Here is a 14,143-nt window from a genome sequence, read left to right as displayed (position 1 = left end):
ATGCAAACACATGGCGGATTGATCACTTTACGTTACGACTTTGTTTTTCAATAAAAATAACGGCATTAAAGACCAAGAAAATTCCCACTATATAAGTGCTAAGAATCCAAACCGGATTGGGCGCGAGCGGGAAGGTTAACTTAGCAAAAGCAGTTAAGCCAATCAAGGTGTCAGAAAACACAATGCTATTACAACCAATTAATAACGCAATATAGGGCGGCGACGTTATGCGAGCACGAACATAAAACGCCATCGTCGCCAATCCGACGACGATCGGGCTGTAAATTAGTAAAACTAGCAACAAATACGGGGCGGCCTGATTGTTCAGTGCAATCCAAACTAGAACGGCCAAGGAGGCCACACTATTGAGGATTAAGGTCGCCGGTTGCGCTTTGATGGCAGCACGCCAGCTTGGATTCAGTCTCATCAGATAACGCGCCAAACTACCATAAGCAATACAAAAAGAAAGCACGCCGAGGATGAAATGAAACTGTCTGGCATCCGCCAAATCGGTGTAATCCATATCGAGCGGCTGCAATAACACATCGCCGATCAAACAAAATAAGACGCTGATTACAATGTTGAGTGGAGCGGATTTCCCCAGTTGGTCGATCAGTAAAAAGAACAAGATAAAACACAGTAAAAATTTACTAATGAACGCTTGGTTTGATAAATCATTGAGCAAGGCATGGATTTGCCATGCGGCGGCGATTAGGAATGCAGCGTTAAATCCTAGGAGGCGTGAGTTTAAAAAATGGGTAGTGTTTGTGGTTGTCATGGACTTTAATTTTTGTTTTAAGAATTATTTTTAGAAAAATACTAAGAATCTTGATGTCGGCGTAGGGGCATCCCTTGTGCGCGCCTTGGTTAATTAAGCACGATTGCACCTCGTGGCAAACAGGGCAAGCACAAGGGTTGCCCCTACGGGGCCGAACTCAACATATTGACCCAGGAATGCAAACACAACAACTCCTAATCGGCCACCTGCAACCAACCCAACAAACTCAATAAATCCGTGCATTCAAAATCCGCTGCAATTCCAGCCAACCCGTTTTTCCCTGCTCGATTCACCCAAACGCCTTTCAAACCGGCCTGCTGCGCACCTTGCACGTCGAGCAAAACATCGTCCCCAACATACACCGCCTGCGCTGGCGCTACGTTTAATTGCTCGCACGCGGCTAAAAAAATCCGCGGGTCCGGCTTGGCGCAGCCAAATTGATGCGCCGCTAACGAGACTTTAAAGTGGTCGGCCAAACCAATTTCCGATAAATCGGCAAACCCGTTAGAAATACTACCTAAGCGAAAATGCTTGCCCAATGTGTTCAAAACCGGCATCACATCGTCGTACATTTGGACTTGATTGCGCGCTTTGGCGAACACCTGCATGGCATGCTCCACTTTGGACACATCTTCACCATGCTCGGTGAACATCTTGGTCAGAATGGCGGAGCGCAAGGCCCATAAATCGAAACTAAAACGCGGATTAGTCGGTAACAATTCGGCCCGAATGGCGCGCATCGTTTGGAGATTATGGTGCTCGGTAATTTTGGGCGCGTGCACGGCTAACCAGGCAAACATGGCTTGTTCAGCACCGGTAATGAGTGGCATTTGCGGCCACAACGTATCGTCTAGATCGAAGATAACGGCTTTTATCGGTAATTGGGCCTGTTTTATTGTTGTTTGAAACTGCGTTTCCACGTAATCCTCGTTTATCTGGTTTTAGCTCACTGTCGCGGCGATGCGCAGCGTCACTATTATCTTACGGTTAAAAGCGCAATAAATGCGTTAATGCATCATTTTTGGCCTGAACTATGATTTAATTTAGCCCAACTGAATAAAACACTCACATTTTTCACAATGAGGCAGCCGCACACTATGACCACAACGCCATTGACTGCCAAAACGATCGCCTTAGTCGGTAAATATTCTGCCGCGGGCATAGGGCAAGATTTGCTCAGTTTGGCGCGTTTTTTGGTTGATGCCGGACACAACGTCGTGTTGGAAGAAGAAACCGCCACCAATTTAACGATCACCGAATTCGCGACGATGAATCCAGTGCAAATTGGTCAACATGCTAACGTCGCCATTGTATTGGGTGGCGATGGCACCATGCTCGGTATCGCGCGCCAATTGGCGCCTTATAAAGTGCCGCTCATTGGGATCAATCAAGGCCGCCTTGGCTTCATCACTGACATCCCTTCTGAGCAAATGTACACCGTCCTGTCTGAAATTTTGGCGGGTAATCATCAGTCCGAACAGCGCACTTTATTAGAAGGTTGTGTGGTGCGGGACGGGCAAGAAATCTTTAATGGTTTGGCTTTTAACGACATCGTCGTGGCGCGCGGCGCTGGCTCTGGGATGGTTGAATTAAAAGTCACCGTCGATAACCATTTTATGTATAACCAGCGCTCGGATGGATTTATCGTTTCGACTCCGACTGGGTCCACCGCCTACGCTCTGTCAGCTGGCGGGCCGCTGTTGCATCCGAGCTTAGCCGGCATCGTGTTTGTGCCGATTGCTCCGCATGCGTTATCGAATCGCCCGATTGTTGTCTCGGACCGTAGCAAAATTATTATTGAGATTTCGGCGGTGCGTGAAGCCAGTGTCAATTTTGATATGCAGTCGTTTGCGCATTTAATGGTCGGCGATCAAATTCACATTCAACGCTCTAGCCACACAATCGATTTCCTGCATCCCAAAGACTGGAACTACTACCACACGCTGCGCGAAAAAATGCATTGGAATGAATACCCAACCGTAAGCGGTCATCTCAATTAATCGCTGTCGCAAGTTAGCATCCAACGTCATCCGCCTGTCATTTGCACCGCATTTATAATCCAGTTTTCGACCCAGTTCAGCTAAAATTGATCGGCTGAATTGAGTCCCTTACTTTTACCTAACTTCACCAACAACACCCACCATGCTACGCACTCTGTCTATTCGTGATTTTGTTATTGTTGACCATATTGAGCTGGAATTTTCTGCCGGATTTTCTGTTTTAACGGGCGAAACTGGCGCGGGTAAATCTATTTTGATCGATGCGCTCAGCCTCACCTTAGGCGGACGTGGCGACGCCAGCATGGTACGTGAAGGCGCGGCCAGGGCCGACATCTGCGCTGAATTTTCCTCCACGCCGACCTGCGATGCTTGGTTAGCCGAACAAGAACTCGACGCCGAAGAAAGCATGATTTTATTGCGCCGCGTGATTGATAACGCAGGTCGTTCCAAAGCTTATATCAACGGCGTGTCCGCCACCGCAGCACAATTGCGCGAACTCGGCACGTTGCTCGTCGATATTCACGGCCAACACGCGCATCAGTCTTTATTGCACTCCGATACCCAACGCCACTTATTAGATAACAACGCGCAGCTCGGACCCAAGGCGCAAGAAGTGGGCGCGAGTTATAAGCACTGGTTTGCTTTACGTCAGCAACGCACCCAATTTGAGACCAACGCCAAGCAAGTTTTGCTGGAACGCGAACGCTTGGAATGGCAGGTTTCTGAGCTCGATAAACTCCGTATTCAGCCAGAGGAATGGCAAGAAATCACCAACGAACATAGCCGCTTAGCACATGCTGCCAGTTTGATCGAAGGCGCGCAGTTCGCACTGAACGCGATTTCCGAATCCGAAAATCCTATCCTGAAACAAATCGCGGTCATCAACCAAAAGCTTGCCAAGCTGACCGAATTTGACGAAGACTTGCAAGCGATTGTCGACAATCTAGAACCCGCGCGCATTCATTTACAAGAAGCCACGTCCGCGTTAAACGATTATTTAAGCCGTGTGGAACTCGATCCAGAGCGTCTGCGCACCGTGGAAGATCGGGTAGAAGCCTTGCATTCATGCGCACGCAAATTCCATGTCGCGCCAGAAGAGTTACCAGCCCTGTTGGTGAGCTTATCGAATGAGTTGGCCGCCCTGGGCGAAGCGACCGATTTGGATTCCATGCTGAAAATGGAACAAGCTGCGCTCAAACAATACAAAGCGCTGGCTAGTGAACTCAGTCAAGCCCGCATCGCTGCGGCCAAAAATCTCAGCGCTGCAGTCACCAACGCGATGCAAGATTTAAGCATGGCAGGCGGCAGTTTTGATATTGCGTTGACGCCGATCGAGCCAAGCGCGCACGGCATGGAACATATTGAATTTTTAGTCGCCGGTCACGCCGGCGTGGCGGCCCGCCCGTTAGCCAAGGTTGCCTCGGGTGGCGAACTGGCGCGGATTGCATTAGCGATTTCAGTCATTGCATCGTCCTCCACCGCCACACCAACCTTAATTTTTGATGAAGTCGATAGTGGTATCGGTGGCGGCGTGGCCGAAGTCGTCGGACGCTTATTAAAGCGCCTAGGCCAGCGCTATCAAGTCTTGTGCGTTACTCACTTAGCCCAAGTCGCTAGCCAAGCGGATCAGCATTTCCAAGTCAGCAAAACTAGCCATGCCGAAGGCACGGTTTCTCAGATCGAATTGCTCGACCATAAAGCGCGGGTAGAAGAAATTGCCCGCATGATAGGCGGCTTAGAAATCACCGCCACCACGCGCAAACACGCGCGCGAACTACTGACTAATTAAAGCGAATAACATGTCAAAAAAAGCACTCAACTTCAAACACGGCAATAGCACTAAAGCGGCAGTTGTCTTGGTCAATCTCGGCACGCCGGACGCACCAACGGCACAAGCGTTGCGACCATATTTAAAGCAATTTTTATCCGATACCCGCGTGGTAGAAATTCCAAGGTTCGTGTGGTGGTTTATCTTGAACGGCATCATCATCCCGTTTCGCGCCAAGAAATCGGCCGCCAAATATGCCTCAATTTGGACCAATGAAGGCTCGCCGCTCAAAGTCCACACCGTCAATCAAGCGACGTTGTTGCGCGGTTATTTGGGCGAGCGCGGTCATCAAGTTGATGTGATTCCCGCCATGAGTTACGGTAATCCAGCACTCACCGATGTGTTAGAACAGCTCCAACAAAACGGCACCAAACGTATCTTGATTTTGCCCGCCTACCCGCAATATTCCGGCACGACGACTGCATCGGTATTTGATGCGGTATTTGATTTTTATAAAAAGGAACGCAACATTCCTGAATTGCGGCTGGTGAAGAATTACCACGACCACGACGGCTACATTTTGGCGCTGAAAAAATCTATCCTAAAACATTGGGAACAACATCAGCGCGCCGGTCATTTGGTCATGAGTTTTCATGGCGTGCCAAAACGGACCTTGCTGTTAGGTGACCAATACCATTGCGAATGCTACAAGACCGCACGCTTAGTCGCAGAAAGCTTGGGCCTAAAAGACAACGAATACACGGTCACGTTTCAGTCGCGCTTCGGCAAAGCCGAATGGTTGCAGCCTTACACCCAACCAACGATCGAAGCGATGGGTAAAAACGGCACCAGCCGCGTCGATGTGATTTGCCCCGGCTTTACCAGCGACTGCCTGGAAACCTTAGAAGAAATCAATATGGAAGTACGCGAAGCCTTCTTGCTGGCTGGCGGCAAGGAATACTATTACATCCCCTGCTTAAACGAAGATCCTGAGTGGATACGCGGGTTAGCACAAATCACCGAATCCCATTTGTCTGGCTGGCCAACTAGTGCCGAGGCATTGCGCCAACAGCAAGAACAAGCCGCGGTATCAGTCGCCCGCGCTAAATTATTCGGCGCACCCAACTAAGGCACCATGAATCCAACCACCAGCACCGACCATATTTATGTCGTCGGCGATATCCAAGGTTGCTGCGATCAACTCGATGAACTGCACGCGCTGATCTTGCAACAAGACGCGCAAGCTTGTTTATTTATCGCTGGTGATTTAGTCAATCGCGGCCCAAAGTCCTTATCCACATTACGCAAATTAGTCGCCATGGGCGAGCGCGCCAACAGCGTGTTGGGCAACCATGATTTAAACCTGTTAGCTATCGCCTACGGCACGCACCGTCCGCACAAAGATTCCTATCTGCGTCCTATCATCGATGCGCCGGACCGCGAGGAATTATTAGGCTGGCTGCGTCATCGCCCCTTGGCCGCGCTAATCGAAAATCATTTAATCGTACACGCTGGCGTGTTGCCGAGCTGGACGGTAGAAAAAACCTTGGAATACGCGCACGAAGTTGAACTGATTTTGCGCGGCCCAAATTTTGCAGACTTCTTAAAGCACATGTACGGCAACGAGCCAAGCAAGTGGCGCACCGATTTAACTGGCATCGACCGCTTACGCTGCATCGTGAACGTGTTGACCAGATTGCGCTTTTGCACTGCTGATGACGTGATGGAATTCGATAGTAAAGAAGGCTTAAATAAAACCCCACCCGGCTTTGCACCGTGGTTCACCCATCCGCGCCAGACGGAATCCAGCACGCTAGTTTTCGGCCACTGGTCGGCACTTGGGCTACAGGTTCAATCCAACTTAATTGGGTTGGATACGGGCTGTGTTTGGGGCGAGAAATTGTCCGCCATGCGTTTGTCGGACCATGCCTTATTTCAGGTGGATTGTCCTGAGCATCAGAAGGTGGTTGTTTCTTGATGTATTGAAGATGCACGTGCAGTACTAAAGCATGACAGATTAGGTGCTAGTCCTTAAATGCCGATCTAATTTTGTCTAGTTCTGCAGGCTGAGGGTATCCCCTGTGTCCCCATAGGGAAGGAGTGTCCGCCTGAATGCGAACGCCGTTCCACGCGCAATTGGCTTACCAATCGAAACCCGCGCCGCACCTTAAACAACGCCACTTTCTGATCTTTTTTGGCACTGAAAAGTCGGGAGCGACAGATAGAAGGTAAATCAAAATCCAAATGACCCACGTCAGTGCTAACTACTTTTGCCCTTACCCGCTGCCAAAACACAAAAGATAGAAAGTCAAAATCATCTAATTTAACCAACCCAAAAGCCTGTCATCACAGGTATGTTTTGACGTGAACCCACTGTATTTCGGCCGATTATTTTTCCAAAAAATGGATTAGGAAGTAGCGTTGTTTGAGGCGCAGCCGAGTTTCGCTACTTTCCCATTTTTTGGAAAAATAATCGGGGTTTCCGAAATGCCGTGGTCGCCTTTTTTGGGTTACCTTTTTTGGCGAGACAAAAAAGGTGACTAGCCGCCGGGCTACCCCCGGCCCGTAATACCAAATAAATTAGCTGGTAATTCAACCCAATAATGACGGCATTTACGGTTTTGACCGAATATAAACTAACCCCCAATTACCAATTCGGGCTTTTCTAAGGAGCCAATCTTAAGATCCAACTTTGCCCAGTGAGCCACCAAGAATGGCAACATCTCCCTCAGTTAGAACCCACCCCCTACCCGAAACAGTAGCGCAATAAGTTTCCCCTAGGTATCCTATCCCCTTTACCCCTAAAACTAATAAAACCATGACAACTTCCAATCATCCGCATTTGCTGGCACCGCTCGATTTAGGTTTCACAACGCTAAAGAACCGCGTCATGATGGGTTCGATGCATACGGGTTTAGAGGATAGGTTTTATAACTATTCCAAACTCGCGGCTTACTTTGCTGAACGGGCCAAAGGTGGTGTTGGGTTGATGGTGACTGGGGGGATTTCGCCAAATCGCAGCGGTTGGTTGTTGCCGTTTGGCGGAACGATGAATCACTATCTCGATATTTTTAACCACCGCAAAGTCACCCGCGCGGTGCATCAAGAAGGCGGCAAAATCGTGATGCAGATTTTGCATTCAGGGCGCTATGGTTATCAGCCGTTGGTGGTATCCGCTTCGGATAAAAAATCGCCTATCTCCATGTTTAAACCGCGTGCGTTGACCGAGGGCGGGATTCAAAACACGATACGCGCCTATGTTCGATGCGCTAAATTGGCGCAAAAAGCGGGTTATGACGGCGTGGAAATCATGGGTAGCGAAGGATATTTACTCAATCAGTTTTTATGCGCTCGTACTAATTTGCGCCAAGACCGCTGGGGCGGCTCGATTGAAAATCGGATGCGGTTACCAGTTGAGATTGTTCAACAAGTGCGCGCTGCGGTGGGTAAAAATTTCATCATCATGTATCGCCATTCGATTTTGGATTTAGTCGAGGGCGGCAATAGCTGGGAAGAAGTCGTGCAAGTAGCGCAGGCGCTAGAGCAAGCCGGGGTGACCTTATTCAATACCGGCATAGGCTGGCACGAGGCGCGGGTGCCGACTATCGTGACTTCGGTGCCGCGGGCGGCATTCCGTTCTGTGGCTGCGCGTTTAAAAGCTGCGGTGTCGATTCCCGTGATCGCCTCGAATCGCATTAACACGCCCGATATTGCCGAGGACATTATCGCCAGCGGCGACGCGGACATGGTATCGATGGCGCGGCCGTTTTTGGCCGACCCAGATTTCGTCAACAAAGTCGCACAAAATCGCACTGATGAAATCAATACCTGCATCGCGTGCAATCAGGCTTGCTTGGATCACACGTTTTCTAATCAACGCGCTAGCTGCTTGGTCAATCCGCGTGCGGCGCATGAAACCGAGCTGGTTTATAGCAAAAAAGCCAAAGCCAAAAAAGTTGCCGTCGTTGGCAGCGGACCAGCAGGCTTATCGGCAGCGACAGTGGCCGCCGAATGTGGCCATGAAGTGACTTTGTTTGATAGTAGCGACAGCATCGGCGGGCAATTTAAAATCGCAATGCAAGTGCCTGGGAAGGAAGAATTTAAAGAGACACTGCGCTACTTTGCGCGTCGCTTGGAAGTCACCGGCGTCACGTTGCAATTGAATCACCGCGTCACGCGCGAAGAATTACTCGCACAAGGTTTTGACGACATCATCATCGCCACCGGCATCGTGCCACGCACGCCGCCGATTAAAGGGGTCGATCATCCCAAAGTCTTGTCCTACCTCGATGTATTGCTGCATAAAAAACTGGTTGGTAAAAAAGTCGCCATCATCGGCGCAGGCGGAATTGGTTTTGACGTGGCCGAATATCTCATTCACGATCCAAACATCAGCTTGCCAATCAGCGTGCAACATTGGTGCGACGATTGGGGCGTGGATTTGAAAGCTACCGTTAATGGCGGTCTGGCGGCTGAACAACTCCCCGCGCATCCATTCCGCGAACTGTATTTATTGCAGCGTAAAGCGAGCAAAGTCGGTGCCGGATTGGGCAAAACTTCCGGTTGGGTGCATCGCGCTGCACTGATTCGCGGTGGGGTCAAAATGCTCGCTGGCGTGGAATACAACAAAATCGATGATTCAGGTTTGCACATCACGGTCGGTGGCGAGGCGCAAATTCTCGCCGTTGATAATGTAATTCTGTGTGCCGGACAGGATTCACTCACCGAGTTGATGCCAGAATCAAGCGCTACAAACGATCAAACCACACCGCGTTTCCATCGCATTGGCGGTGCAAAATTGGCCGCTGAATTGGATGCTAAGCGAGCGATAAAAGAAGGCGCAGAATTAGCCGCCAGCTTATAAGGAGACCTATGAACACGATTAAAATCAGCCACCCTGGCTTAGAGGATCTCAACGACATCACCGCGCTGTATCGTGCTGTGGCGGCAATCGAGGGTGGTTTGGCACGCGCGCAAGATGAGATCAGCGACGATTATGTGCGACACAATTTAGTCATGAGCCAAGCACGCGGTTTATCGTTAATTGCGCGCATTGATGGCAAAATCGCGGGCGAAATACACTGCTACAGCCCAGCGCCCAGAGTGTTCGCGCATGTTTTATCCGATCTGACGATTGCTGTGCATCCCGACTTCCAAGGCAGCGGAGTTGGGAAAGTCTTATTCACACAATTACTGGCGGAAGTAACGACAAAGCTACCGCACATTTCTCGGGTTGAGCTAATCGCGCGCGAAAGCAATCAGCGCGCTATTGGCTTTTACCAAAAACTTGGATTTGTGATTGAAGGCAAAATGGTCAATCGTATTAAGAATAGCAATGGCCAAGTGGAAGCGGATATTCCTATGGCTTGGTATCGGGCTTAATTAAGAATACGCAAAAAAAGACCGCCAGCAAGCGGTCTTTTTTCATCCAACAACGATTTGGAAATTAACTCGTCATTAAATTAACCGCAATCGGAACTAACCACGGCGCGACAAACGCGGTTAGCACGCCATTCAACCCCATTCCTAATCCAGAAAACGCGCCCATCTCCGGGCTGACCTGAAACGCCCTAGCCGTTCCGATTCCGCCCGACGTTAAACCCAACGCAAACCCACGCACGGCATGCGACTCTATGCGCATCCAGTTAAAAATAAAGCGCGCTAACACCGCGCCGACGATGCCAGTGCTAATCACCAACACCGCCGTTAATGCAGGTAAGCCGCCGAGCTTTTCGGCAATGCCCATCGCAATCGGCGTGGTAGCGGATTTTGGCCCGATCGACATCGCCAATTGGTACGAACCTCCCATTAACACGATGACCGTTACCGCTGAGACAATCGCCACCGCGCAACCTGAAAAGAGCGCAACCAGCAATGGCACAAAAAAACGCCGCACCTTGGGCAACTGACGCGCCATCGGCACTGCCAAAGCGACCGTTGCCGGCCCCAATAAGAAATGAATAAACTGCGCACCAGAAAAATAATCGCGGTAATTCATTCCCGTGACGTTGAGCGCCAAGGTAATGAGCGCAATCGAGATCGCCACCGGATTGGCTAATGGAGAGAAACGGCAGCGGGTATAAATCAGGAAGGCCACGACATAGGCGCACAAGGTCAAGGTCAAACCAAACAAGGGCGAGCCAGCCAAGTACACCCAGATACGTCCAATGTGATTAAGGTCATTCATGATTCGTTATCCAATTTGCTCGTTGAGCCTTGGCTACTTACCGAAGTCGCTCGATTAGGAATAAAAATCCGCATCACCGCCGCGGTGGCTGCCAAGGTAATAACGGTGCTCGATACCACCGCCACAACAACGCCCCACCAATGCCCCTGCACGCTGGAGGCAGACACGATAATTCCCACGCCCGCGGGTACAAATAACAGGGACAAATGGCGCAGCAACTCAGTCGCGGTCGCTTCCATTTGTTCCAATAATGCGGTTGACAGCAACAATGCAAAAAATAACAACAACATCCCAACAACCGGCCCGGGAATCGGCAACTGCAACAGAAACGATGCGCCTTCTCCTATGCACTGAAAAATCAGCAACACTGCAAATGTAATCAACATGTTATTGCTCCAAGGAATGTTCCAAACGATGAGCGAAGTTTAGAGTAATTACTTGGGCAAACAAGCACCTTGGGCGCAAATTATTTGTGCTTTAAATGCATAGATAAGATGGATTTTGACAAAATTAATGCTCAATAGTAGCCAATTCAGGTTAGGGGAATTAACGTTCACCAGCAGTTCTCAGAACGCCGCTAACAGGAGTTCATAAACATTTAACAATCAACCTTGAACCACCACTTTCTAAGCCAAAACCAAATTTCAAATCAGCACAACATTTCACTTAACAATGTTGCCAAATACCAATTATGTGTTATTGTTTTCTAGCTAGGCGCTTCCCGATTATCCGGATGTCACAGCGAGGAAAATTTTCACTCGTCTGACCACGAAAAGCAGCACAAAGACCAACCAAGTTTTTGCCTAACAAGCGGAGTTTTTAATGAAATTTATCCCTCGTAACTTGCTGCTAGTCGATGGCGACCCGATTGCTCACATTGATTTAATTGCTGATCCTGCAAAAAACTTCACCGTGATTATGAAGGACGGCAAAATTTATAAAAACAGTCTTAAATAATGTCCGCGCCAACAGCCATGACACCAGCAAATTTGTTGCGCGGCGGTTGCTATTGCGGAGCGGTTCGCTATCAAACCGATGGTGTCGCCAGTCATATCACCAACTGCCACTGTACGATATGCCGCCGCACAACCGGTGCGCCCTTTGTGGGGTGGTTTTCGGTGCCGGTCGAACGCTTTGTATTTACCCAAGGTGTGCCAACTTTTTATCATTCAACGCCCGACGGACGGCGCAGTTTTTGCTCTACTTGTGGAACTCAGATCACGTTTAATCATGGCAACGATCCTGAGTTAATTGATATCACTATTTGCAGCCTTGACGACCCTGAACACTTCGCGCCAGAAAGCCACATTCATGTAAGTACGAAGTTAAAGTGGGTGCATTTGCATGACGACCAACCAAGTTATTTAAACGCACGTGAAGACGGATAGCCGCGACATAGCGTGCCAGCAATAGCGCATTTCTCTTACAACTAATTCGCAACAACCGAGTAAGAATTTTTAGCACGAAGCACAGTAAATTTTGTAGTTAGACCTAGCAGCAATTCACCAACTCACCAACAATAACAAAGGACACTATGAACAGCACAGCATTCACAACGTCGCGGCGCGACGCGCTCAAAATGGCGTTTAGCGCTGCGGCGATATCGACGTTACCGCGCATGGCAGCGGCACAAAGCGCCACCACCTCGGATGCACAATTCACGCAACTGTTAGCCGATTTTGCTGAAGAAATTTTGCGCTTATCGCCAACCTCAGCTACCGGTTTAGGGCTCGATTCGGGCGAACGCAGCGCGCTCAAATCGCAACTTGACGATGCGTCGTTTGAAGGCGACGAAAAGTGGATGCGGCAAGTCAAATCGATGTCGGCTAGATTAACGATTACAGACCGCGCCAAGCTCGCCCCATCCAACCAAACCATTTATGACAAAGTTACTTACGCCACCAACGCGGGCTTGGAAGGAATCCGGTTTCCCTTCGGTGGTGCAGGTAGTGGTTTATTTGGTGGCACATCGCCCTACCCGCTGACACAACAAGACGGCGCATTGTGGCGCACTCCCGAATTCCTCGATTCGCAACATCAAATCGCCAACCGCGACGATGCAGAAAGTTATCTAGCGCGGGTCGAGGCATTAGCCAAAGTGCTAGACCAAGAAACGGCACGCATCACTCAACAAGCCAGCCAAGGCATTGCGCCGCCAGACTTTATCGCCCGCACGGCGCTCGGCCAATTAAGCGGCTATCGCAAAACGGCAGTGGCCGAGCAAACCTTGGTCAAGTCGATCAGCACCCGCACAAAGAAACTCGGCATCGACGGCGATTGGGAAGCACGCGCTACGGAACTCGTCAACAGCAAAATCTACCCAGCGGTTGATCGCCAAATCGCGGCCTACAGCAAAGCAACCGCTAAATCGAGCAACATCGCGGGCGTCTATCATTTGCCCGATGGCGAAGCCTATTATGAATGGGCATTAAAACTCGGCACCTCGACCACCCGCAGTGCCCGTGAAATCCATGCGATTGGACTGGAACAAAACAAACAGCTCAAAGCGCGCATTGATACTATCCTCAAAGCGCAGGGTATTAAGAACGGAACGGTGGGTGAACGCTTGTTAGCGTTATCCAAAGACCCGAAGCGTTTTTTTGCTGACAACGATCAAGGCCGCGACCAAATTATCGCGTTCTGCAATGAAAAAGTCGCTGCCGCTCGCGCGCTCATGCCAAAGATTTCACACCTCGGAATGCAAGCGCCGCTAGTCATCAAACGGGTGCCGCAAGACATCGAAGCGGGTGCGCCGCTGGGTTACATGAACTTCGCCGCACTCGACGGTTCGCGTCCGGCTATTTATTACATCAACCTGAAATCGACCACGTTGTGGCCACGCGATCAGCTAGCCACATTGACCGCGCACGAAGGGATTCCCGGCCACGCTTGGCAAGGCGCATATCTGGCTGAACATCATGCTGAGGTGCCGCTGATTTCTTCCATGATCGGCTTCAATGCGTTCGTGGAAGGTTGGGCCTTATATGCCGAACAATTGGTGGACGAATTCGGCCTGTATGCCAATGACCCGTTCAGCCAAATTGGATACCTGCAAGCCCAACAATTCCGCGCCTGCCGTTTGGTGGTTGATACCGGCATCCATGCAATGAAATGGAGCGCCGAGCAAGCCATACGCTTTTTGGTCGAAAACACCGGTCGCGGTGTCGGCGCAATGACAAGTGAAGTCCACCGCTATTGCGTCTCACCGGGACAAGCTTGTGGCTACAAAATGGGGCATAACGAAATTCTGAGTCAACGCGAGCGAGCTAAGGCGGCGCTAGGTAACAAATTTGATTTAGCTGCGTTTAACGATGCACTAGTTAGCACCGGCGGCGTTCCGCTTACTGTGTTGCCAACAGTGATCGATAACTATATTGCCAACGCTAAGCGCATCTAGTTGCTATCTAATT

The 14,143-nt window shown here is 50.0% G+C and carries 13 protein-coding genes; 9 read left to right on the top strand and 4 right to left on the bottom strand.

Annotated features, from left to right (window positions below; translation table 11 throughout):
* Positions 1-22 precede the first annotated feature (22 nt).
* Positions 23-778 (bottom strand): lysoplasmalogenase family protein, encoded by a 756-nt coding sequence (locus E2I14_RS05195; protein WP_133326132.1) that lies wholly within the window; start codon positions 776-778, stop codon positions 23-25.
* 194 nt (positions 779-972) lie between these two features.
* Positions 973-1,698, bottom strand: a complete 726-nt coding sequence (locus E2I14_RS05190; protein ID WP_227544600.1) for an HAD family hydrolase — start codon at positions 1,696-1,698, stop codon at positions 973-975.
* A gap of 177 nt (positions 1,699-1,875) precedes the next feature.
* Between E2I14_RS05190 and E2I14_RS05185 the strand changes: the two genes are divergently transcribed.
* From E2I14_RS05185 to E2I14_RS05160, 6 genes are all read left to right on the top strand, one after another.
* On the top strand, positions 1,876-2,778 hold the full coding sequence (locus E2I14_RS05185; RefSeq protein WP_133326130.1) for an NAD kinase: 903 nt from the start codon (positions 1,876-1,878) through the stop codon (positions 2,776-2,778).
* A gap of 142 nt (positions 2,779-2,920) precedes the next feature.
* Positions 2,921-4,567: a DNA repair protein RecN gene (gene recN, locus E2I14_RS05180; RefSeq protein WP_133326128.1), complete on the top strand. Its 1,647-nt coding sequence runs from the start codon at positions 2,921-2,923 to the stop codon at positions 4,565-4,567.
* Positions 4,568-4,577: 10 nt separating this feature from the next.
* Positions 4,578-5,675, top strand: a complete 1,098-nt coding sequence (hemH, locus tag E2I14_RS05175) for a ferrochelatase (protein ID WP_133326126.1) — start codon at positions 4,578-4,580, stop codon at positions 5,673-5,675.
* A 6-nt stretch (positions 5,676-5,681) separates the two neighbouring features.
* The gene (locus tag E2I14_RS05170; protein ID WP_133326124.1) at positions 5,682-6,524 is read left to right on the top strand and encodes a symmetrical bis(5'-nucleosyl)-tetraphosphatase; all 843 of its coding nucleotides are present in this window, start codon (positions 5,682-5,684) and stop codon (positions 6,522-6,524) included.
* 840 nt (positions 6,525-7,364) lie between these two features.
* The gene (locus tag E2I14_RS05165) at positions 7,365-9,410 is read left to right on the top strand and encodes an NADPH-dependent 2,4-dienoyl-CoA reductase (RefSeq protein WP_133326122.1); all 2,046 of its coding nucleotides are present in this window, start codon (positions 7,365-7,367) and stop codon (positions 9,408-9,410) included.
* 8 nt (positions 9,411-9,418) lie between these two features.
* Positions 9,419-9,928 carry a GNAT family N-acetyltransferase gene (locus tag E2I14_RS05160; protein WP_133326120.1) on the top strand — a complete coding sequence of 170 codons (510 nt, stop codon included), beginning with the start codon at positions 9,419-9,421 and terminating at the stop codon, positions 9,926-9,928.
* 64 nt (positions 9,929-9,992) lie between these two features.
* On the opposite strand, the gene E2I14_RS05155 is transcribed toward E2I14_RS05160, so the two are convergent.
* Both E2I14_RS05155 and E2I14_RS05150 read right to left on the bottom strand, forming a co-directional pair.
* On the bottom strand, positions 9,993-10,733 hold the full coding sequence (locus tag E2I14_RS05155; protein WP_133326118.1) for an LrgB family protein: 741 nt from the start codon (positions 10,731-10,733) through the stop codon (positions 9,993-9,995).
* Positions 10,730-11,119, bottom strand: coding sequence for a CidA/LrgA family protein (locus E2I14_RS05150; protein WP_133326116.1), 390 nt, complete (start codon positions 11,117-11,119; stop codon positions 10,730-10,732). The genes E2I14_RS05155 and E2I14_RS05150 overlap by 4 nt, the downstream gene beginning before the upstream one ends.
* A gap of 436 nt (positions 11,120-11,555) precedes the next feature.
* Here E2I14_RS05150 and E2I14_RS19815 point away from each other — a divergent pair, with 436 nt between their 5' ends.
* The 3 genes from E2I14_RS19815 (at position 11,556) to E2I14_RS05140 (ending at position 14,130) form a co-directional block, all read left to right on the top strand.
* Entirely contained in the window at positions 11,556-11,690 is a 135-nt protein-coding gene (locus E2I14_RS19815; protein ID WP_264757053.1) for a hypothetical protein, read from the top strand.
* Between the two features lie 17 nt (positions 11,691-11,707).
* Positions 11,708-12,121 (top strand): GFA family protein, encoded by a 414-nt coding sequence (locus E2I14_RS05145; RefSeq protein WP_165967760.1) that lies wholly within the window; start codon positions 11,708-11,710, stop codon positions 12,119-12,121.
* 146 nt (positions 12,122-12,267) lie between these two features.
* Entirely contained in the window at positions 12,268-14,130 is a 1,863-nt protein-coding gene (locus tag E2I14_RS05140) for a DUF885 domain-containing protein (protein ID WP_133326111.1), read from the top strand.
* Positions 14,131-14,143: the final 13 nt, after the last annotated feature.

Source organism: Sapientia aquatica, from assembly GCF_004358105.1.
GTDB lineage: Bacteria > Pseudomonadota > Gammaproteobacteria > Burkholderiales > Burkholderiaceae_D > Solimicrobium > Solimicrobium aquaticum.
Note: the sequence above shows the minus strand (reverse complement) of the source record. Positions and strands in the feature narration are given on the sequence as shown.

What these genes read in the sequence shown, in the direction of transcription:
- E2I14_RS05195 (WP_133326132.1), bottom strand. Translation starts at nt 778, where the DNA reads ATGACAACCACAAACACTACCCATTTTTTAAACTCACGCCTCCTAGGA.
- E2I14_RS05185 (WP_133326130.1), top strand. Translation starts at nt 1,876, where the DNA reads ATGACCACAACGCCATTGACTGCCAAAACGATCGCCTTAGTCGGTAAA.
- E2I14_RS05140 (WP_133326111.1), top strand. Translation starts at nt 12,268, where the DNA reads ATGAACAGCACAGCATTCACAACGTCGCGGCGCGACGCGCTCAAAATG.
- hemH (WP_133326126.1), top strand. Translation starts at nt 4,578, where the DNA reads ATGTCAAAAAAAGCACTCAACTTCAAACACGGCAATAGCACTAAAGCG.
- E2I14_RS19815 (WP_264757053.1), top strand. Translation starts at nt 11,556, where the DNA reads ATGAAATTTATCCCTCGTAACTTGCTGCTAGTCGATGGCGACCCGATT.
- E2I14_RS05145 (WP_165967760.1), top strand. Translation starts at nt 11,708, where the DNA reads ATGACACCAGCAAATTTGTTGCGCGGCGGTTGCTATTGCGGAGCGGTT.
- E2I14_RS05165 (WP_133326122.1), top strand. Translation starts at nt 7,365, where the DNA reads ATGACAACTTCCAATCATCCGCATTTGCTGGCACCGCTCGATTTAGGT.
- E2I14_RS05170 (WP_133326124.1), top strand. Translation starts at nt 5,682, where the DNA reads ATGAATCCAACCACCAGCACCGACCATATTTATGTCGTCGGCGATATC.
- recN (WP_133326128.1), top strand. Translation starts at nt 2,921, where the DNA reads ATGCTACGCACTCTGTCTATTCGTGATTTTGTTATTGTTGACCATATT.
- E2I14_RS05150 (WP_133326116.1), bottom strand. Translation starts at nt 11,119, where the DNA reads ATGTTGATTACATTTGCAGTGTTGCTGATTTTTCAGTGCATAGGAGAA.
- E2I14_RS05160 (WP_133326120.1), top strand. Translation starts at nt 9,419, where the DNA reads ATGAACACGATTAAAATCAGCCACCCTGGCTTAGAGGATCTCAACGAC.
- E2I14_RS05155 (WP_133326118.1), bottom strand. Translation starts at nt 10,733, where the DNA reads ATGAATGACCTTAATCACATTGGACGTATCTGGGTGTACTTGGCTGGC.